The organism is Microbacterium galbinum (assembly GCF_023101185.1).
Classification (GTDB): Bacteria; Actinomycetota; Actinomycetes; order Actinomycetales; family Microbacteriaceae; genus Microbacterium; species Microbacterium galbinum.
In genome coordinates, this window is the sequence record NZ_CP078077.1 from 320,194 (window position 1) to 340,236 (window position 20,043).

20 protein-coding genes are annotated in these 20,043 nt (G+C 68.7%); 9 read left to right on the plus strand and 11 right to left on the minus strand.

Going from position 1 to position 20,043, the window contains the following annotated elements:
• Nucleotides 1–12 precede the first annotated feature (12 nt).
• The 3 genes from nrdE to nrdH are packed head-to-tail and all read right to left on the minus strand — an operon-like array spanning nt 13 to nt 2,877.
• The gene (nrdE, locus tag KV396_RS01610) at nt 13–2,133 is read right to left on the minus strand and encodes a class 1b ribonucleoside-diphosphate reductase subunit alpha (protein ID WP_247625269.1); all 2,121 of its coding nucleotides are present in this window, start codon (nt 2,131–2,133) and stop codon (nt 13–15) included.
• Between the two features lie 20 nt (nt 2,134–2,153).
• Complete coding sequence (gene nrdI / locus KV396_RS01615; protein WP_247624937.1) at nt 2,154–2,603, minus strand: class Ib ribonucleoside-diphosphate reductase assembly flavoprotein NrdI; 450 nt, start codon at nt 2,601–2,603, stop codon at nt 2,154–2,156.
• A gap of 40 nt (nt 2,604–2,643) precedes the next feature.
• Nucleotides 2,644–2,877, minus strand: coding sequence for a glutaredoxin-like protein NrdH (gene nrdH / locus KV396_RS01620; protein WP_247624938.1), 234 nt, complete (start codon nt 2,875–2,877; stop codon nt 2,644–2,646).
• A 378-nt stretch (nt 2,878–3,255) separates the two neighbouring features.
• Here nrdH and KV396_RS01625 point away from each other — a divergent pair, with 378 nt between their 5' ends.
• From KV396_RS01625 to KV396_RS01660, 8 genes are all read left to right on the plus strand, one after another.
• Nucleotides 3,256–4,464 (plus strand): MFS transporter, encoded by a 1,209-nt coding sequence (locus KV396_RS01625; protein ID WP_247624939.1) that lies wholly within the window; start codon nt 3,256–3,258, stop codon nt 4,462–4,464.
• Nucleotides 4,461–5,372, plus strand: a complete 912-nt coding sequence (locus KV396_RS01630) for a sugar kinase (protein WP_247624940.1) — start codon at nt 4,461–4,463, stop codon at nt 5,370–5,372. The genes KV396_RS01625 and KV396_RS01630 overlap by 4 nt, the downstream gene beginning before the upstream one ends.
• A 54-nt stretch (nt 5,373–5,426) precedes the next feature.
• Nucleotides 5,427–6,185, plus strand: a complete 759-nt coding sequence (locus KV396_RS01635) for an alpha/beta fold hydrolase (protein WP_247956630.1) — start codon at nt 5,427–5,429, stop codon at nt 6,183–6,185.
• On the plus strand, nt 6,182–7,342 hold the full coding sequence (locus KV396_RS01640) for an acyl-CoA dehydrogenase family protein (RefSeq protein WP_247634244.1): 1,161 nt from the start codon (nt 6,182–6,184) through the stop codon (nt 7,340–7,342). The genes KV396_RS01635 and KV396_RS01640 overlap by 4 nt, the downstream gene beginning before the upstream one ends.
• 84 nt (nt 7,343–7,426) lie before the next feature.
• The gene (locus KV396_RS01645) at nt 7,427–7,894 is read left to right on the plus strand and encodes an Lrp/AsnC family transcriptional regulator (protein ID WP_247624943.1); all 468 of its coding nucleotides are present in this window, start codon (nt 7,427–7,429) and stop codon (nt 7,892–7,894) included.
• Nucleotides 7,891–9,285 (plus strand): aspartate aminotransferase family protein, encoded by a 1,395-nt coding sequence (locus KV396_RS01650; protein ID WP_247956631.1) that lies wholly within the window; start codon nt 7,891–7,893, stop codon nt 9,283–9,285. The genes KV396_RS01645 and KV396_RS01650 overlap by 4 nt, the downstream gene beginning before the upstream one ends.
• A gap of 41 nt (nt 9,286–9,326) precedes the next feature.
• A complete protein-coding gene (locus tag KV396_RS01655; RefSeq protein WP_247956632.1) occupies nt 9,327–10,811 on the plus strand; it encodes a CoA-acylating methylmalonate-semialdehyde dehydrogenase in 1,485 nt (494 codons plus the stop codon).
• Between the two features lie 16 nt (nt 10,812–10,827).
• The gene (locus tag KV396_RS01660; protein ID WP_247956633.1) at nt 10,828–12,216 is read left to right on the plus strand and encodes an aspartate aminotransferase family protein; all 1,389 of its coding nucleotides are present in this window, start codon (nt 10,828–10,830) and stop codon (nt 12,214–12,216) included.
• 22 nt (nt 12,217–12,238) lie between these two features.
• Here KV396_RS01660 and KV396_RS01665 read toward each other — a convergent pair whose 3' ends face one another.
• The 5 genes from KV396_RS01665 to KV396_RS01685 all read right to left on the minus strand — a co-directional run bounded on the left by KV396_RS01665 (nt 12,239) and on the right by KV396_RS01685 (nt 17,296).
• The gene (locus KV396_RS01665; RefSeq protein ID WP_247956634.1) at nt 12,239–12,967 is read right to left on the minus strand and encodes a FadR/GntR family transcriptional regulator; all 729 of its coding nucleotides are present in this window, start codon (nt 12,965–12,967) and stop codon (nt 12,239–12,241) included.
• A 64-nt stretch (nt 12,968–13,031) separates the two neighbouring features.
• Nucleotides 13,032–13,811 carry a 3-oxoacyl-ACP reductase gene (locus tag KV396_RS01670; RefSeq protein WP_247624948.1) on the minus strand — a complete coding sequence of 260 codons (780 nt, stop codon included), beginning with the start codon at nt 13,809–13,811 and terminating at the stop codon, nt 13,032–13,034.
• Nucleotides 13,812–13,855: 44 nt separating this feature from the next.
• Entirely contained in the window at nt 13,856–15,211 is a 1,356-nt protein-coding gene (locus KV396_RS01675; RefSeq protein ID WP_247956635.1) for an aldehyde dehydrogenase family protein, read from the minus strand.
• The gene (locus KV396_RS01680) at nt 15,208–15,960 is read right to left on the minus strand and encodes a gamma-glutamyl-gamma-aminobutyrate hydrolase family protein (RefSeq protein WP_247956636.1); all 753 of its coding nucleotides are present in this window, start codon (nt 15,958–15,960) and stop codon (nt 15,208–15,210) included. Before KV396_RS01680 ends, KV396_RS01675 begins: the two co-directional genes overlap by 4 nt.
• Nucleotides 15,941–17,296 carry a glutamine synthetase family protein gene (locus KV396_RS01685; protein WP_247956637.1) on the minus strand — a complete coding sequence of 452 codons (1,356 nt, stop codon included), beginning with the start codon at nt 17,294–17,296 and terminating at the stop codon, nt 15,941–15,943. The genes KV396_RS01680 and KV396_RS01685 overlap by 20 nt, the downstream gene beginning before the upstream one ends.
• A 156-nt stretch (nt 17,297–17,452) precedes the next feature.
• On the opposite strand from KV396_RS01685, the gene KV396_RS01690 reads away from it, so the two are divergent.
• A complete protein-coding gene (locus KV396_RS01690) occupies nt 17,453–19,000 on the plus strand; it encodes an amino acid permease (protein ID WP_247956638.1) in 1,548 nt (515 codons plus the stop codon).
• Between the two features lie 13 nt (nt 19,001–19,013).
• Here KV396_RS01690 and KV396_RS01695 read toward each other — a convergent pair whose 3' ends face one another.
• The 3 genes from KV396_RS01695 to KV396_RS01705 are packed head-to-tail and all read right to left on the minus strand — an operon-like array spanning nt 19,014 to nt 20,008.
• The gene (locus KV396_RS01695; RefSeq protein WP_247624953.1) at nt 19,014–19,286 is read right to left on the minus strand and encodes a metal-sensitive transcriptional regulator; all 273 of its coding nucleotides are present in this window, start codon (nt 19,284–19,286) and stop codon (nt 19,014–19,016) included.
• Between the two features lie 18 nt (nt 19,287–19,304).
• Nucleotides 19,305–19,730: a type II toxin-antitoxin system VapC family toxin gene (locus tag KV396_RS01700; protein WP_247956639.1), complete on the minus strand. Its 426-nt coding sequence runs from the start codon at nt 19,728–19,730 to the stop codon at nt 19,305–19,307.
• Nucleotides 19,727–20,008, minus strand: coding sequence for a type II toxin-antitoxin system prevent-host-death family antitoxin (locus KV396_RS01705; RefSeq protein ID WP_247956640.1), 282 nt, complete (start codon nt 20,006–20,008; stop codon nt 19,727–19,729). The genes KV396_RS01700 and KV396_RS01705 overlap by 4 nt, the downstream gene beginning before the upstream one ends.
• Nucleotides 20,009–20,043 lie beyond the last annotated feature (35 nt).

Sequence of the window (20,043 nt, forward strand, 5' to 3'; positions counted from 1 at the left end):
ATCAGTGACGGGTCAGAGCATGCAGGAGACGCACTCGGTCATGTCGGTGCCCTCGAGCGCCATCTGACGCAGACGGATGTAGTAGATCGTCTTGATGCCCTTGCGCCATGCGTAGATCTGCGCCTTGTTGATGTCGCGCGTCGTGGCGGTGTCCTTGAAGAACAGCGTCAGCGACAGGCCCTGGTCGACGTGCTGCGTCGCCGCGGCGTACGTGTCGATGACCTTCTCGTAGCCGATCTCGTAGGCGTCCTGGTAGTACTCCAGGTTGTCGTTCGTCATGAACGCCGCCGGGTAGTAGACGCGACCGAGCTTGCCTTCCTTGCGGATCTCGATCTTCGACGCGATCGGGTGGATCGACGACGTCGAGTTGTTGATGTACGAGATCGAGCCGGTCGGCGGCACCGCCTGCAGGTTCTGGTTGTAGATGCCGTGCTCCTGGATGGACGCCTTCAGCGCCACCCAGTCGGCCTGCGTCGGGATGTGCTTGCCCGCGAAGAGCTCCTTGACCTTCTCGGTCGCCGGAACCCACTCCTGGTCGATGTACTTGTCGAAGAACGCGCCCGAGGCGTACGTCGAGTCCTCGAAGCCGTCGAACGCCTGCTTGCGCTCGATCGCGAGGTTGTTCGAGGCGCGCAGCGCGTGGAACAGCACCGTGTAGAAGTAGATGTTCGTGAAGTCGATGCCCTCTTCGGAGCCGTAGTAGACGTGCTCGCGAGCGAGGTAGCCGTGCAGGTTCATCTGGCCGAGGCCGATGGCGTGCGAGCGGTCGTTGCCGTCTTCGATCGAACGGACCGAGCGGATGTGGCTCTGGTCGCTCACCGCGCTGAGCGCACGGATCGCCGTCTCGACGGTCTGACCGAGGTCGTCGGCATCCATCGACAGCGCGATGTTCATCGAGCCGAGGTTGCAGGAGATGTCCTTGCCGATCTGGTCGTACGACAGGTCGTCGTTGTACGTGGTCGGCGTGTTCACCTGCAGGATCTCGCTGCAGAGGTTCGACATGTTGATGCGGCCCTTGATCGGGTTGGCCTTGTTCACCGTGTCCTCGAACATGATGTACGGGTAGCCCGACTCGAACTGGATCTCGGCGACGGTCTGGAAGAACTCGCGCGCGTTGATCTTGGTCTTCTTGATGCGCGAGTCGTCGACCATCTCGCGGTACTTTTCGGTGACCGAGATGTCACCGAAGGGCACGCCGTAGACCTTCTCGACGTCGTACGGCGAGAAGAGGTACATGTCCTCGCCGTTCTTGGCGAGCTCGAAGGTGATGTCGGGAACGACGACACCCAGCGAGAGGGTCTTGATGCGGATCTTCTCGTCGGCGTTCTCGCGCTTGGTGTCGAGGAACCGCATGATGTCGGGGTGGTGCGCGTTGAGGTACACCGCACCCGCGCCCTGACGGGCACCGAGCTGGTTGGCGTAGCTGAAGCTGTCTTCGAGCAGCTTCATCACGGGGATGATGCCCGAGGACTGGTTCTCGATCTGCTTGATCGGGGCGCCGGCCTCACGGATGTTCGAGAGCAGCAGCGCCACGCCGCCGCCGCGCTTGGAGAGCTGCAGCGCCGAGTTGATGCCGCGGGCGATCGACTCCATGTTGTCTTCGATGCGCAGCAGGAAGCAGCTGACGAGCTCGCCGCGCTGCGCCTTGCCCGCGTTGAGGAACGTCGGCGTCGCCGGCTGGAAACGGCCGGAGATGATCTCCTCCACCAGGGCGACGGCGAGCTTCTCGTCACCGTCGGCGAGTCCGAGGGCGGTCATGACGACGCGGTCCTCGAAGCGCTCGAGGTAGCGCTTGCCGTCGAACGTCTTGAGCGTGTAGCTCGTGTAGTACTTGAAGGCGCCGAGGAACGTCTCGAAGCGGAACTTCTTGCCGTAAGCGAGGTCGTTGAGCTTCTGGATGAACTCGAGCGAGTACTGCTCGATCACGGCCGGCTCGTAGTACTCCTTCTCGACCAGGTAGTCGAGGCGCTCCTTGAGGGAGTGGAAGAAGACCGTGTTCTGGTTGACGTGCTGCAGGAAGTACTCCCGCGCCGCACGCTTGTCGGCGTCGAACTGGATCTTGCCGTTCGCGTCGTAGAGGTTCAGCATCGCGTTCAGGGCGTGGTAGTCCAGCCCCTCGTACGCCTGGTTCATCTTGAACGCCGCCTGCTGTGTCACGGTCTGCTCGTCAACTGCGCTGCCCACACTCGTTCCAATCCGTCGCTGACGCGATCCACGTCGTCCTGTGTGCCGAAGATTTCTAGCCGATACAAGTGAGGCACGTGGCACTTGCGGCTGATGATGTCGCCGGCGAGGCAGAATGCCTCGCCGAAGTTGGTGTTGCCTGCGGAGATCACTCCGCGGATGTGACGACGGTTGCGCTCGTCGTTGAGGAACCGGATCACCTGCTTGGGCACGGCGCCCCGCTCGACGCCTCGCCCCTCGCCCCCGCCATAGGTCGGGGTGACCAGAACGTAGGGCTCGTCGATGACGAGCTCTCCGTCGTTCCGGTGGAGCGGGATACGTCGGGCGGGAAGGCCCAGTTTCTCGATGAAGCGCGCCGTGTTTCCGGACACGCTCGAGAAGTAGACGAGGAGCGGTGCTGCGGTCGCGATGGCGTTCATGCGTCGATTCGCTCTCTCACCCCGCTGCGCGGCTGCCCGATCAGGCCAGACGGGTCGCGAGCTCGTCGATCTTGTCGGGACGGAAGCCCGACCAGTGGTCCTCGTCGGTGACGACGACCGGCGCCTGCATGTAGCCCAGCGCCTTGACCTGCTCCAGGGCCGTCGGGTCCTCCGACAGGTCGTGGATCTCGTACTCGATGCCCTTGGCATCCAGGGCGCGGTAGGTCGCGTTGCACTGGACGCAGGAAGGCTTGGTGTAGACCGTGATCGACATCTGTTTCCCCTCAGAATCGTTGTGTGGCCGGCAGTCCTCCGCCGGGAGTTCAATACTACATATAGGGACGGACACTCTGAGTGACCACAAGGGGTAGTAGTTACATTCGTGTAGTTTTTCCACCGCTCTCCCCAGATACAACACAGGTTCTCCACCGTTTCTTCCACAGGCGGAGGGGCGGGCGCAGGGCTCCCGAACCGCGAGAAATCGCGGCTGGGAGGCACCTGTGAGAGATCCATCCACAGGTCGCACGCTACGCCGGGCATCCGACATTCGGATTCCTGTGGAAACTGCTCCTCGGCGTGTCGTCGGCGTGTCGCCGATGCCGGGGCATCCGACCGTTCCCGTAGCGTCCGCGGCTGCCGGTACCGTTGTCTGGTGGCGGGATATCAGGACCTTCTTCGCACGCCCGGAGTGGCGCGCATGATCGCGGCTCAGCTGACGGCGCGATTCCCCAACGGCATGTCCTCGCTCGCGATCCTGCTGCACGTCGAGCAGCAGACCGGGTCGTACGGCGCCGCGGGCCTCGTGCTCGCCGCGACGAGCGTCGGGCAGGCCGTCGCCGGCCCCGTGACCAGCCGCTGGATGGGCGCGTGGGGCATGCGTCGCGTCCTCACCCTCACCCTCTCGGTCTGCGTCGTCGCCGTGCTCTGCCTGGCCCTGCTCCCCCTGAGCCTGCCGGGCTACATGGCGCTCGGTCTGATCGCCGGGCTCTCGACACCGCCCGTGCAGTCGGCGGTGCGCACGATCTACCCCAAGCTCGTCAACGCCAAGCAGCTCACTCCCCTCTTCTCCCTCGACGCCTCGCTGCAGGAGATCATCTGGATCCTCGCCCCGGTGGTCATCACGCTGGTCTCGACCCAGGTCGGCACCACGCAGGGTCTGCTCCTCGTGGCGGTGTTCCTCGTCGGCGGCGGCTCGTGGTTCATCCTCTCCCCCGAGGTCGGGCGCGTGCGCATTCCGCGCAGCCGCAGCGCGCTCGGCAAGGTGGTGCTCAAGCCCCCGGTGCTGATGGCCACCATGATCGGCTTCCTCCTCATCGGCGCGTGCTCCGCGGTCGAGGTGGGCGTGGTCGCGACCTTCGAGCACGGCAGTCTCGAGGCGGGCCTGGTGCTCGCGGTCTTCGCGGTGGGGAGCCTCGCGGGGGGTCTGTCGTTCGGGCACATCCCGATCGGACCGTGGGCGATGGCGCGCCGCCTCACGATCGTGACGGTCGGCCTCGCGCTCACCATGGTCTCGCTCAATGTGTTCTGGCTCGGCGGCACGCTCATCCTCGCCGGTATCGGCATCGCGCCGGCCCTCGCGGTGCTGTTCGCGATCACGACGGCGAGCGTCAAGTTCAGCGAGACCGCCGAGGCCTTCGGCTGGGCGGGCACCGGTCAGCTCATCGGCGCCGCTGCCGGATCCGCGGTGGCCGGCTTCCTCGTCGATGCCACCGACGCCCGCGGAGCCTACTTCGCCGCCGTCCTCTTCGCCGCGCTCGGTCTGGTCGTCTCGATCGTCTTCGTCCGCGCCCTCCCCGACCTGCGTCATCGCGACGCGAGCCCCTACCCCGACACCGAACCCCTGGCGGTCACCCCCTCATGAGCACGCTCCCCTCTTCTCCGTCCGCGCCCGAGGTCGTCTGCATCGGCGAATCCATGGGCCTCGTCACCGCGCTGGGCGCTCCCCTGGCCGAGACCGAGACCGCCGCCCTCGGCATCGCGGGCGCCGAGGGCAACGTCGCGGTCGGCCTGGTCGCCGCGGGGCACCGGGCCGTGTGGGCGTCGCGCCTCGGCGACGATCCCATCGCTGAGCGCATCACCGGCGAGCTGGCTCGGCGCGGGGTCGAGCTCTGGGCCGAGAAGGACGCGGATGCTCCCACCGGCGTCATGTTCAAGGATCCGGGCGTCGAGTCCTCGTCGGTGTACTACTACCGCCGCGGATCGGCCGCCTCCCTGATGGATTCCGGCTTCCTCTCCGTCGACCGGCTGCGGGGCGTGCGCGTCGTGCACACGACCGGCATCACGCCCGCGCTCTCCGCCTCGTGCCGCGCCATGGTCGACGACCTGTACGTCGACGCCCGCGAGGCGGGGGCCCTCGTCTCGTTCGATGTGAACGACCGCCGAGCGCTGTGGTCGATGGACGACGCGCAGGCCACTCTGACCCGCCTCGCCGACGCCGCCGACATCGCCTTCGTGGGCCGTGACGAGGCCGAGCGGCTCTGGGGCACCGCGACCGCCGCCGATGTGCGCGCCCATCTGCCGAACTGCGCTCTCCTGATCGTCAAGGACGGCGACGTCGGCGCGACCGCCTTCGCTGCGGGCGAGGAGCCCGTGTTCGTCCCCGCTCCACGCGTCGACGTCGTCGAGCCCGTCGGAGCCGGCGACGCCTTCGCCGCGGGTTTCCTCGCCGCGACCCTCGATGGCACGGCCCTCGCCGACCGGCTCTCCGCCGGGCACGCGGCCGCCGCGCGCGTGCTCCGCACCCACGGAGACCTGCCGCCGCTCGGATGACGGCGATCGACGCCCGACGGAGACTCCCTCCCGTCGCGGTTCTAGGCTGAGGGCATGGCCGCACCGCTCATGCTCCCCCGCCTCTCCTGGGGCGATCCGACCGCCGACCGCCATGCGCTCCTCGTGCACGGGCTGGGGTCGTCCGGCGCGCTGATGTGGCGCCTCGGCGAGGCCCTCGCCGAGTCCGGGTGGCACGCGGTCGCCGTCGACCTGCGCGGTCACGGCGACGCACCGCGGGCGCTCGACTACACCGTCGCCGCGTACGCCGCGGATCTCGGGATCGCGCGACCGCAGCGCGGAGGCGCGTGGGATGCCGTCGTCGGCCACTCGCTCGGCGGCGCCGCGAGCACGGTGGCCGCGGCCTCCGACCCGGACTGGACGCGCCGCCTGATCCTGCTCGACCCCGCGATCTTCGTCGAGGGCCGCGACGCGAAGATCGTGCGCAAGAGTCAGGAGCGCGCGTTCGCGGACCAGCGGATCGAGGTCGTGCAGCAGGAGCATCCGCACTGGCACCCGCAGGACTGGGAGCTCAAGGTCGACGCGGTCCGTCGGGCGAGCGCCTGGGCGGTCGAGCAGACCAGCGTGCAGAACACCCCCTGGGACGTGCGAGCGGATGCCGCGCGCCTCGCCGTTCCCACGCACGTGATCGCCTCGGATCCCGAGGTCTACAGCATCTTCACCGGCGACACCGCGACCGACGTGCTGAGCGCGAACCCGCTCGTGACGATGTCGATCGTCGACGGCGCCGGACACTCGCTGCACCGCGACAAGCCGGAGGAGTCGATCCGTCAGCTCCGGGAGGCCCTGGCATGAGCGCCTTCGACCCGGCCGCCTTCCTGCCCGACGATCTGCTCGAGCGGATCCGCGAACGCGCGCCGATCCACGACCGCGAGAACACGTTCCCCCAGCAGGATCTCGACGAGCTCCGCGCCGCCGGGTACCTCGCCATCCTCGTCCCGGCCGACCGCGGAGGTGCGGGACTCGGGCTCGCCGAGGCGGCGATCCTGCAGCAGCGCCTCGCCACGGCCGCGCCGGCGACCGCGCTGGCGATCAACATGCACCTCGTCTGGACGGGTGTCGCGAAGGTGTTCTCCGACCGCGGGGTCCCCGGCCTCGAGTTCGTGCAGGACGGCGCAGTCGCGGGCGAGGTCTTCGCCTTCGGCATCAGCGAGGGCGGCAACGACCTCGTGCTGTTCGGCAGCGACACGGATGCCCTGCCCACCGCCGACGGCGGCTACACGTTCACCGGCACGAAGATCTTCACCTCGCTCGCCCCGGTGTGGACGAAGCTCGGACTGCACGGCCTCGACACGACGAGCGCCGACGCTCCGAAGCTTGTGTTCGCGTTCGTGGAGCGCACGGATGCCGTCGTCACCGGCGACGACTGGGACACCCTCGGCATGCGCGCCACCCAGAGCCGCACCACTCGCCTGTCGGGGGCAGTGGCCTCCCCCGAGCACGTCGTGCGGCGCATCGACCCGGGACCGAACCCCGATCCGATCGTGTTCGGCATCTTCAGCGTATTCGAGGTGCTGCTGGCCTCGGTCTACACCGGGCTCGCCCGCCGCGCGCTCGATCTCGCGGTCGAGACCGCCCACCGGCGCCGCTCGAAGAGCACCGGTGCCGCGTACAGCCAGGACCCCGACATCCGCTGGCGGATCGCCGACATGGGCCTCGCCTACGACGCGCTCCCGCCGCAGATCCGGGCCCTCGCGCGCGACGTCGACGAGCGCGTCGATCACGGCGCCCGCTGGTTCACGCTGCTGTCGGGGCTCAAGCACCGCGCGATCACGACGGCGAAGCAGGTCGTCGACGAGGCGATGCTCGTCGCCGGAGGCGGCTCGTACTTCTCGAGCAACGAGCTGTCCCGCCTCTACCGCGACGTGCTCGCCGGGGCCTTCCACCCCTCCGACCCCGAATCCGCCCACGCGACGGCGGCGAGCGCCTGGCTTGGCCCCCGCGAAACCTGACACTTCCTGCCGAATTCGCAGATTGAATGAATCGATCCTGCGAAATCGGTTGAAATGACCAGCCACGGGTGCGAGGATCGCACCATGGTCTCCTCGAAGAAGCAGTCCCCCCTCGATGCCGTCTCCAAGACGATCATCGAGCTGCTCCAGGACGACGGGCGTCGCTCGTACTCCGACATCGGCCGCGTCGTCGGCCTGAGCGAAGCGGCGGTCCGTCAGCGCGTGCAGCGGCTCACCGAATCCGGGGTGATGCAGATCGTGGCGGTCACCGACCCCATGCAGCTCGGCTTCCACCGGCAGGCGATGATCGGCATCCGCGTGTCCGGCGATGCGCGCCGCGTCGCCGAGGCCGTCGCCGAGATCGAGGCGATCGACTACGTCGTCATCACGGTCGGCGCCTTCGACGTGCTCGCCGAGGTCGTCTGCGAGGACGACGAAGACCTGCTGTCCCTGATCAACGACGTCATCCGACCGATCGACGGCGTGCTGTCGACCGAGACCTTCATCTACGCCAAGCTGCAGAAGCAGCTCTACAACTGGGGGACCCGATGAACACCGCTCTCTCACCCGAGGCCGAGGCCGCACTCCAGGCGAAGGCTCAGGACCACCTCTGGATGCACTTCACGCGCCAGTCGACCATGGCCACCTCCGGTGTGCCGATCATCGTCAAGGGCGAGGGCCACCGCATCTGGGACGCGAAGGGCAAGGAGTACTTCGACGGGCTCGCCGGCCTCTTCGTCGTCAACGCCGGCCACGGGCGGCAGCGTCTCGCCGAGGCCGCGGCGAAGCAGGCATCCGAGCTCGCGTTCTTCCCGCTGTGGTCGTACGCGCACCCGGCGGCGATCGAACTCGCCGACCGCCTCGCCGACGAGGCACCCGGCGACCTCAACCGCGTCTTCTTCTCGACCGGTGGCGGTGAAGCCGTCGAGACCGCGCTCAAGCTCGCGAAGCACTACTGGAAGCTGCAGGGCAAGCCCACCAAGCACAAGGTGATCTCGCGCTCGGTCGCCTATCACGGCACCCCGCACGGCGCCCTGGCGATCACCGGCATCCCCGCGATGAAGGCGATGTTCGAGCCGGTCGCCCCGGGCGGATTCCGGGTGCCGAACACCAACTTCTACCGGGCGGCCGAGATGGGTGCCCCCGCCGACGACCTCGAGGCCTTCGGCCGCTGGGCCGCCGACCGCATCGAGGAGATGATCCTCTTCGAGGGCGCCGACACCGTCGCCGCGGTCTTCCTCGAACCGGTGCAGAACTCCGGCGGGTGCTTTCCGCCCCCTCCCGGCTACTTCCAGCGGGTGCGCGAGATCTGCGACCGGCACGACGTGCTGCTCGTCTCGGACGAGGTCATCTGCGCCTTCGGGCGCCTCGGCCACACCTTCGCGTGCACCGGACTCGGCTACGAGCCCGACATGATCACCTGCGCGAAGGGCATGACGAGCGGGTACTCGCCGATCGGCGCGACGATCGTCAGCGACCGCATCTACGAGCCGTTCTCGAAGGGCGACCTGTCGTTCCCGCACGGCTACACGTTCGGCGGCCACCCGGTCTCGGCGGCGGTGGCGCTCGAGAACCTCGCGATCTTCGACGAGGAAGGCCTCAACGCCCGCGTCCGCGAGAACTCGCCGCTGTTCCGCACCGAGCTCGAGAAGCTGAGCGATCTGCCGATCGTGGGCGATGTGCGCGGCGACGGCTACTTCTTCGGCATCGAGCTGGTGAAGGACAAGGCGACGCGCGAGACCTTCGACGACGCCGAGTCCGAGCGCCTCCTGCGCGGTTTCCTCTCCCCCGCACTGTTCGAGGCCGGTCTCTACTGTCGCGCCGACGACCGCGGCGATCCCGTGATCCAGCTCGCGCCGCCGCTGACCGTGGGGCCGGCCGAGTTCCGCGAGATCGAGCAGATCCTGCGCGACGTGCTCACCCGCGCGCAGGCCGTTCTCTGAGCAGCCCCTCTCCCCCTTCCCGTCATACCCCCAGGAGCACTGTGGACGTCGTCCGTCATGTCATCAACGGTTCGGAGACCGCCGAGGCGGCCCGCACCGGTCAGATCTTCAACCCCGCGACCGGTGAGGTGACCCGCGAGGTCGCGTTCGCCTCGACCGCCGAGGTCGACGGCGCGATCGCCGCCGCCGCGGCCGCCGCCCCCGCCTGGCGCGAGACGAGCCTGATCAAGCGCGCCGACGTGTTCTTCCGGCTGCGCCAGCTGCTCAAGGAGCGCACGCCCGAGCTCGCGGCGATCGTCACCTCCGAGCACGGCAAGGTGCTCTCCGATGCCGCGGGCGAGGTGTCGCGCGGCATCGAGAACGTCGAGTTCGCCGCCGGTCTCGTGCACCTGCTCAAGGGCGAGCGCAGCGAACAGGTCTCACGCGGCGTCGACGTGCACTCGGTCAAGCAGCCGGTGGGGGTGGTCGCCGCGATCACGCCGTTCAACTTCCCCGTGATGGTGCCGCTGTGGATGGTCGCCTCGGCGATCGCCTGCGGCAACACGGTCGTGCTCAAGCCCAGCGAGAAGGACCCGTCGGCCGCCGTGTGGCTGGCGAAGCTCTTCCAGGAGGCGGGCCTCCCCGACGGCGTGCTCAACGTCGTGCACGGCGACAAGGAGGCCGTCGATGCCCTGCTCGAGTCGCCCACCGTGTCGGCCGTCAGCTTCGTGGGCTCCACGCCGATCGCCCGCTCGATCTACCAGCGGGCCTCGGCCGCGGGCAAGCGCGTGCAGGCCCTCGGGGGCGCGAAGAACCACATGGTCGTGATGCCGGATGCCGACATCGACGCGGCGGCCGATGCCGCGGTCTCCGCCGCCTACGGCTCGGCCGGCGAGCGCTGCATGGCCGTGTCGGTGCTCGTCGCCGTCGGCGACGTCGCCGACGACCTGGTCTCGGCGATCGCCTCCCGCATCGACGGACTCACGATCGGCGACGGCACCGATCCCTCCAGCGAGATGGGACCGCTCATCACCCGCGAGCACCGCGACCGGGTGGCCTCGTACGTCACGGGGGCGGCGGCCGAGGGCGCCACGGTCGTCGTCGACGGCACCGCGAAGGAGTTCGACTCGAACGGCTTCTTCCTGGGCGTCAGTCTGATCGACCACGTCACCTCCGGCACGAAGGTGTACGACGATGAGATCTTCGGCCCGGTGCTGTCGGTCGTGCGCGTCGACACCTACGCGGATGCCGTGGCGCTCGTGAACGCCAACGCCTACGGCAACGGCACCGCGATCTTCACCCGCGACGGCGGAACGGCCCGTCAGTACGAGTTCGACATCGAGGTCGGGATGGTCGGGGTCAACGTGCCGATCCCCGTGCCGATCGGTGCGTACTCGTTCGGCGGCTGGAAGGACTCGCTGTTCGGCGACTCCCACATCTACGGCCCCGAGTCCGTGCACTTCTACACGCGTTCCAAAGTGGTGACCACTCGCTGGCCCGACCACACGCCGTCGCAGATCGACCTCGGCTTCCCGAGCAACCACTGATCGAGGAGCACGACCGATGACGAACTTCACCGACCGCCACGGTGCGGCCCACGCGCTGCCCGCTCCGGATGCCGAGGCGCGGGTGCGCGCCGACGATCGCGGACACGTCTTCCACTCGTGGAGCGCACAGGCTCTGATCGATCCTCTCCCCGTCGCCGCCGGCGAGGGGTCAACGTTCTGGGACTACGCGGGCAACGCCTACCTCGACTTCTCGAGTCAGCTCGTGAACCTCAACCTCGGCCACCAGCATCCCGATCTGGTCGCGGCGATCCAGCAGCAGGCCGGCCGGCTCGCGACCATCCAGCCGTCGATGGCGAACGACGTGCGCGGCGAACTCGCCCGCCTGATCTCCGAGGTCGCGCCCGCGGGCATGCAGAAGGTGTTCTTCACCAACGGCGGCGCCGAGGCCAACGAGTACGCCGTGCGCATGGCTCGCCAGTTCACCGGCCGCCGCAAGGTGCTCTCGATGTACCGCAGCTACCACGGGTCGACCTCCACCGCGATCTCGCTCACCGGCGACCCGCGGCGCTGGGCGAACGACGGCGTCGACAACGGCACGGTGCGCTTCTTCGGCCCCTACCTGTACCGGTCGCCCTTCCACGCCGAGACGCCCGAGCAGGAGTCCGAGCGCGCGCTCGCACACCTCGAGCAGACGATCCAGCTCGAGGGTCCGGCCACGATCGCGGCGATCATCATCGAGACGGTCGTGGGCACCAACGGCGTGCTCGTGCCGCCGCCCGGGTATCTCCAGGGAGTGCGCGAGCTGTGCGACCGCTACGGCATCGTCTACATCGCCGACGAGGTGATGGTCGGGTTCGGCCGCCTCGGCGAGTGGTTCGGCATCGACGCGTTCGATGCGGCACCCGACCTGATCAGCTTCGCGAAGGGTGTCAACTCCGGCTACGTACCGCTGGGCGGCGTGGTGATCTCGGATCGCATCTCCGCGGCGTTCGACGAGATGCCGTTCGCGGGCGGACTCACCTACTCCGGGCATCCGCTCGCGTGCGCGGCGGGCGTCGCGACCTTCGAGGTGTTCCGTCGCGACGGCATCCTCGAGCGCGTGCGCGATCTGGGCGAGCGCATCGTCGAACCGACCCTGCGCCGCTGGACCGAGACGCATCCGAGCGTCGGCGAGGTGCGCGGACGCGGCCTCTTCTGGGCGATCGAGCTGGTGCGCGACCGCGCGACCCGCGAACCGCTCGTACCGTTCAATGCGTCCGGAGCGGATGCCGCGCCGATGGGTGCCTTCGCCGCCGCGGCGAAGAAGGGCGGCGTCTGGCCGTTCGTGCACTTCAACCGCGTGCACGTCGCGCCGCCGCTGATCATCTCGGAGGACGACCTGGTGCGCGGACTCGCCGTGATCGATGAGGCGCTGAACGTCGCCGACGAGGCGGCCGCGCGCTGACGGACGGCGCGGCTGCCGGGATTCAGATCAGGAACCCGCGCAGCAGGGCCTCGGAACCGGCGAGGTGGTCGCGCATCGCGGCCTCCGCGACGTCGGGCCGACCCGCGAGGATCGCCGTGACGATGCGCTCGTGCTGCTCTCCCGAGTGCTGGATGTTGCGCGGCAGGAGGGGGAAGGTGTCGAGCCAGGCGTTGACGTCGGCCCGGTTCTCGGCGACGAGCGCCACGAGTGACGGGATGCCCGCGGCCTCGGCGATCGCCAGGTGCAGCAGCGTGTCGAGTCGGCGGTACTCCTCGGGGCCGGCCGGAAGCGCCGATTCGTGCCGTGCCCACAGATCCGCCCGCGTCGCGGCATCCAGCGTGCGGCTCGCCGCCGCGCGCACGGCACCGGTCTCGAGCACGCGCCGGAGGCCGAGCACGTCGTCGATCTCGGCCGCGGTCACCGCCCCGGCATCCGAGGGTTCCGGCAGCGGATCCGCGACGAACGTGCCGCCGTACCGCCCGCGCTTCGGCACCAGATACCCGGTGTCGGCGAGCTCACGGATCGCGTCACGCACGGTGTCGCGGCTCACCCCGAAGGACGCCGCGAGCTCGCGCTCCGGCGGCAGCGACTCCCCCGGAGCGACGACGCCGAGTCGGATGGTCTGCACGAGGCGAGCGACCGCATCCTCGAGGGCGTTCCCGCGGCGCAGCGGGCGGTAGACCGCCCGGCGCACCTCGACGAGATCGCCGTCGAAAGGGTGCTCGCTCATGCTTCTCAGCCTGTCACAGCGACATGATCCCGCTTCACAGCATCCGACATCACCGCATCCCGCTTTACAGTGGAGTGACGTAGGCGTTGGTGATGCCGCCGTCGACGACGAAGGCGCTGGCGGTGATGAACGACGAGTCGTCGGAGGCGAGGAAGGCGACAGCGGCGGCGAGTTCGGACGGCTCGGCGAAGCGCCCCATCGGCACGTGCACGAGACGCCGCTGCGCGCGCTCGGGGTCCTTCGCGAACAGCTCCTGCAGCAGCGGGGTGTTCACCGGCCCCGGGCAGAGCGCGTTGACCCGTACGCCCTGCCGGGCGAACTGCACGCCCAGCTCGCGCGACATCGCGAGCACGCCGCCCTTCGACGCGGTGTAGCTGATCTGCGAGGTCGCCGATCCCAGCAGCGCGACGAACGAGGCGGTGTTGATGATCGATCCGCGGCCCGCCGGCACCATGTGACGCAGAGCCGCACGGCTGCACAGGTACACGCTCTTGAGGTTCACGTCCTGCACGCGGTCCCAGGCGGGCAGCTCGGTCGTCTCGATCGAGTCGTCGTCGGCGGGCGAGATTCCGGCGTTGTTGAAGGCGATGTCGATGCGCCCGAACTCCGCTGCCACGCCGTCGAACAGCGCGTCGACCTTGGTCTGGTCGGCGACGTCGACCGGGCGGAACGCCCCGCCGACCTCGGCCGCCGCCTTCTCGCCCGAGGTGGGGTCGACGTCGGCGATGACGACGAACGCCCCCTCGGCGGCGAAGCGCTGGGCGGTGGCGAAGCCGATGCCGCTCGCTCCACCGGTGATGATGGCGACGCGGTCCTTCAGGCGCTGGGTCAGATCGATGCTCATGTGTGTTTCTCCGTTGCAGGTGGTCGAGGGGGTCGGGGTCGCGCTCAGTCGATCGCGAAGAAGACGTTCTTGGTCTCGGTGAAGTGCTCGGCAGCGTCCGGCCCCAGCTCGCGTCCGAGTCCGGAGGCCTTCATGCCGCCGAAGGGCGTCGCGTAGCGCACCGAGGAGTGCGAGTTCACCGACAGCACGCCGCTCTGCACGCCGCGCGAGACGCGGACGGCGCGGCCGAGGTTCTCGGTCCAGAGGGAGCCGGCGAGGCCGTAGGCGGTGTCGTTCGCGAGACGGATCGCGTCGGCTTCGTCGTCGAAGGGCATGACCGCGACGACCGGACCGAACACCTCCTGCTGCGCGATCCGATCGGCGGGGTCGGCCAGCACCACCGCGGGCGCGAACCAGAACCCATCGCCCTCCGGTGCACTCCCCCGGAATGCGATCGTCGCGTCGTCGAGGAACCCGGCGACCGTGTCGCGGTGACCGGCGGAGATGAGCGGACCCATGTCGGTGTCGGCACTCGACGGGTCACCGACCCGCCACGCCGCGACCGCCGGCTCCAACAGCTCGAGGAACCGGTCGTACACCGAACGCTGCACGAGGAGCCTGCTGCGCGCGCAGCAGTCCTGCCCCGCGTTGTCGAACACCGATCCCGGGACGGCCGCGGCGGCCTTCTCGAGATCGGCGTCCGCGAAGACGATGTTGGCGCTCTTGCCACCGAGTTCGAGGGTGACGGGCTTGAGCGCCCGCGCGCAGCCGGCTGCGACCTCGATGCCGACCTCGGTCGACCCCGTGAAGACCACCTTGCGCACGTCCGGATGCTCGACGAGACGCTGCCCCACCACGGAGCCCGAACCGGTCACGACCTCGAAGAGTCCCGCGGGCAGCCCCGCTTCGAGCGCGAGCTCGCCCAGACGGATCGCGGTCAGCGGGGTCAGTTCGGCGGGTTTCAGCACCACCGCGTTGCCCGCGGCGAGCGCCGGAGCGAACGCCCACGCGGCGATCGTCATCGGGAAGTTCCACGGCACGATCACCCCGACCACGCCGTAGGGATCGTGGAAGGTGACGTCGAGCCCACCCGCCACCGGGATCTGCCGGCCCGAGAGTCGTTCGGGGTCGGCGGAGTAGTAGTTGAGCACCTGGGCGACGTGACCCGCCTCCCAACGGGCGGAGCCGATCGGATGCCCGGAGTTGAGCACCTCCAGGTGCGCCAGCTCCTCGGCGGCGCCCTCGACGGCGCGCGCGAACGACCGCAGCGCATCGGCGCGCGCGACGGGGGCGAGCCCCGCCCACCGGCGCTGAGCGGACACGGCGCGCGCGATCGCGGCATCCGTCTCTCCGACATCTGCGCGGGCGATCTCGCGGATCGCCGCGCCCGTCGACGGGTTGATGACCGTGAACGCGCTCATCGGGCGTCCTCCTTCCGCCGCGCGGCGAACGCGCGTGCCTGTGTGACGAGATCGGCGAAGAGTCGCCGGTCCTCGGCGTTCTCCTCGGGGTGCCATTGCACGCCGACGATGTGGGCGCCTGCCGTGTCGACGAAGGCCTGAACGAGGCCGTCATCGGAGTGCGCGGCGGCGACGAGCCCGTCGCCCAACCGGCCGACGCCCTGGTGGTGGTAGCTGTGCACGCGCATGTCGGTCTCTCCGAGGATTTCGGCGAGCGCCGTATCGACCTCGACCGCGATGTCGTTCTCGGCGAACACGCCGCCGCCGATCCGGTACCTCTCGGTCCCGAGCGATTCGGGCAGGTGCTGCTGCAGCGTGCCGCCGCGGGCGACGTTCACGAGCTGCAGCCCCCGGCAGATCGCGAGCACCGGGATCCCGCGACGCTCGGCCGCATGGAACAGCGCGAGCTCCCACGCGTCGCGATCGACCCGCGCGGGGTCGGTGAGCGGATGCCGCCGCTCGCCGTAGAGTTCGGGGGCGACGTCCGCGCCGCCGGAGAGCACGAGCCCGTCCATTCCCGCGATGGCCGCGTCGGCGGCATCCGGATCCTGCGGCGGCAGCAGCAGCGCGATACCGCCGGACGACGTCACACTCGTGAGGTACTGCTCGGGCAGGAAGGCCGCCCGTACGTCCCACACCCCCTGCTGCGCGCGCTCCAGGTACGTCGTGATGCCGATCAGCGGCGCGGAGTCAGAGGCGCTCGAAACCACGGATGCGCTCCCAGTCGGTGACGGCCGCGTCGTAGGCCTCGACCTCGATGCGCGCCTGGTTCAGGTAGTGCTCGACCACGTCGTCGCCGAACGCCGCCCGAGCGATCGTCGACTCGCGGAAGAGCTGCGCGGCCTCGCGCAGCGTCGTGGGCAGGTGATCGACGCCCGCCTCGTAGGCGTTGCCGGTGAAGCGCTCGGGCAGCGGCAGCTCGTTCTCGATGCCGTGCAGACCGCCGGCGATGATCGCCGCGATGCCGAGGTAGGGATTCACGTCTCCGCCCGGCACCCGGTTCTCGACGCGCAGACCCGATCCGGATCCGACGACGCGCAGGGCGCAGGTGCGGTTGTCGATGCCCCACGCGACCCCCGTCGGGGCGAAGCTGCCCTCGGCGAAGCGCTTGTAGGAGTTGATGTTCGGGGCGAACAGCAGGGTGAACTCGCGCAGCGTCGCGAGGATGCCGGCGATCCAGTGCTCCATGACGGGGCTGAAGCCGTGCTCGCCGTCACCGGCCATCACCGGAGCGCCCGACCGATCTCGCAGGGACAGATGGATATGGCAGCTGTTGCCCTCGCGCTCGTTGAACTTGGCCATGAACGTGAGCGACTGACCGTGCTGTTCGGCGATCTCCTTCGCGCCGTTCTTGTAGATCGCGTGCTGGTCGGCGGTCTCGCGCACCTCGGCGTAGCGGAAGGCGATCTCCTGCTGACCGAAGTTGCACTCGCCCTTGACGCCCTCGCAGTAGAGACCTGCGCCGTCCATGCCGTTGCGGATGTCGCGCAGCAGCGGTTCCATGCGGGTCGATGCGAGCAGGTTGTAGTCGACGTTGTAGTCGGTGGCGGGGGTGAGCCCCTCGTACTTGCGCGCCCAGGCCTCGCGATAGGTGTCTTCGAACACGATGAACTCGAGCTCCGTGCCCGAGTACGCGGTCCAGCCGTGTTCGGCGAGCCGGTCGCGCTGACGGTCGAGGATGGCCCGGGGTGACGGTCCGACCGGCTCGCCGTTCTGCCAGACGAGGTCGGCCATCACGAGCGCCGTCCCCTCGAGCCACGGGATGTTGCGGAGCGTCTCGGCGTCGGGCCGCAGCACCATGTCACCGTACCCGCGGTCCCATCCCGACATCGCGTAGCCGTCGACGGTGTTCATGTCGACATCGACCGACAGCAGATAGTCGCAGGCCTCGGCGCCGTGCGACAGGATGTCCTCCTGGAACAGGCGGGCCGAGACGCGCTTGCCGACCAGACGCCCCTGCGCATCGGCGAAGGCCACGATCACGGTGTCGATCTCGCCGGCGGCGATGCCGGCGTCCAGCTGCTCGATGCTCAGGTTTCCCGACATCTGACGCTCCGTTCTCCTGCGGTGAAGCGATCGGCCGACCGGCTTCGCCCTCAGAGTAGATCACCTCGACGTTTAAAGGTAGACGAAACCACCATTGACTGTCACAATCATCCGCAAGGTGCACCCGGCGCCTGCATGCGAGTGAGCGGAGAACGTATGTCTGGGCAGAGCAATGAATCCCGCAAGGTCGCCGGAGCGACCTATACACGTGCCGGGAGCGAATACTTCGAGAAACGCACACTGAAGAGGTCGGCCGGCGTCTGGGGCCTGTGGGGACTCGCGGTCGCCGCCGTCATCTCGGGCGACTTCTCGGGATGGAACTTCGGTATCGACTTCGCGGGGTTCGGCGGGATGCTCATCGCCTTCGTCATCCTCGTGGCGATGTACTACGGCATGATCTTCGCCATCGGCGAGATGGCGGCTGCGATGCCGCACACCGGTGGCGCCTACTCCTTCGCCCGCTCGGCCATGGGGCCCTGGGGCGGTCTGGTCACCGGAGCCGCCGAGACGATCGAGTACGTCGCGACCACGGCGGTGATCGTCTACTTCTCGGCGTCGTATGCCAATGGGATCACGAGCGAACTGCTCGGTCTCGAACTCCCCGGATGGGTCTGGTACCTCATCCTCTACGTCGTCTTCATCGCACTGAACTCCGCGGGAGCGGCCATCTCGTTCCGCTTCGCGATCGTCGTCTCGGTGATCTCGATCGGCATCATCCTCGTCTTCTCGCTCATGGCGCTGTTCTCCGGTGCGTTCTCGTGGGATGCCCTGTGGGACATCGTCCCCGACGAGGGCCAGTCGACCTTCCTCCCCCACGGCGTCCTGCCGATCCTGTTCGCCCTCCCGTTCGCGATGTGGTTCTTCCTCGGCATCGAAGAGCTGCCGCTCGCGGCCGAGGAATCGCACAACCCCACCCGCGACATCCCGAAGGCCGGGTTCTGGGCGCGCGGCACCCTCATCGTCACCGGACTCCTGGTGCTGTTCCTCAACACCGGCGTGATCGGTGCCGAAGCGACCGGAACCGCAGGAGAGCCCCTGCTCGACGGCTTCCGCGCGATCGTGGGAGACCAGCTCGCCGCCGTGCTCGCGTTGTTCGCCCTGATCGGCCTGCTCGCCTCGCTGCAGGGCATCATGTTCGCCTACGGCCGCAACATGTACTCGCTGTCGCGCGCCGGGTACTACCCGCGCTTCCTCTCGCTGACGGGCAAGCGCCAGACACCGTGGGTCGCTCTCACGGTCGGCGCCGCGATCGGGTTCGTCGCCCTGATCGTGCTCGACGTGCTCACCGCGGTCGACTCCGAGGGCGCGGGCACCGTGGCCGGGGCGATCGTGCTGAACATCGCGGTCTGGGGCGCGGTCGTCGCCTACGGGCTGCAGCTCGTGTCGTTCATCATCCTGCGCAAGAAGTTCCCGAACGTCGATCGCCCGTACGTCAGCCCCTGGGGCATCCCGGGTGCGGTCATCGCGCTCGTCATCGCGGCGCTCATCTTCGTCGGCTTCCTGCTCAACCCGACGTTCGGGCCGGCCATCATCGCGATCGCGATCGTGTACGCGATCATCCTGCTCGGATTCGGGCTCTTCTTCCGCCACCGCCTCGTACTCTCCCCCGAAGAGGAGTACGCGCTCTCGGGCGGCTCGCACGGAGACCCGCAGGCCGAGGGCTACGACGCGATGGAGGGCGAGGTCTTCGACGGCAAGGCGTGAGCGGCGAGGAGCGCTACTTCGAATCGAAGTCGAATGCCTTGAGCAGCTCGGCGACGGCCTGGTCGCGCTCCTCCCCGCCCGCCTCGAACATGTGCGTCACGTGGGTGCGCAGATGGTTCTCGAGCAGCAGCCGGTTGAGGGACTCGAGCGACTTCTGGATCGCGCGGGACTGCGTGATGATGTCCATGCAGTAGTCCTCGCTCTCGATCATCCGAGCGACCCCGCGGAGCTGCCCCTCGAGGATGGCGGTGCGGTGCAGGGCGCGCTTCTTGATGTCTTCGATCACGCATCGAGGTTACCCCGCTCATGAGTCGCTGAGCCCGTCGAAGGGATCGACCACCGGGAGCCCGGGAACGTCGAAGTCCTTCACGTTGCGGGTCACCAGCGTGAGCCCGTGGTGAAGAGCGGTCGCGGCGATCAACGCATCACCGAGGGGACGACGATCGGGCACCTGGATCGCCGCCGCCAGCTGCGCGACCGCACCGGTCACCTCGAGCGCGGGATTGGCGAGGCCCTGCAGCACGGACCGGAACCATCGGTCGAGTGATGCTGCGGCGACGGCATCACGACGCTGCACGAGAAGGATGCCGCGTCGGAGTTCGAGCTCGGTGACCACGCTGATCCGCAGGGATCGCCGCGGCGTCGCCTCGAACCAGCGCACGACACCGGCATCGGGCCGCGGTCGACGGGTCTCCGAGACCACGTTCGTGTCGAGCAGGAACCCCGTCACAGGTCGACCTCCCGCCCGAGGTCGCGCGCTCGCTCCGACGCGAGGTCGTCCATGATGCGGCCGAAGACGTCGTCGGGATCCGCGCTCGTCGGCACGGGCGCGATCACATCGAGCAGCGACCGATCGTCGCCTGCGGGCGACTCCGACCGCAGCCGCTCGTATTCGTCGATGTTCAGCAGCACGTAGGCCGGCTCGCCTCGGCGGGTCACGAGCACCGGCTCCTCGTCGGCGATGCGCTGCGCGCGCGCGACGGACTGATTGAAATCTCGAGCGGTCATACGGAACACGATGCACCTCGTTTTCTGATGTAGTG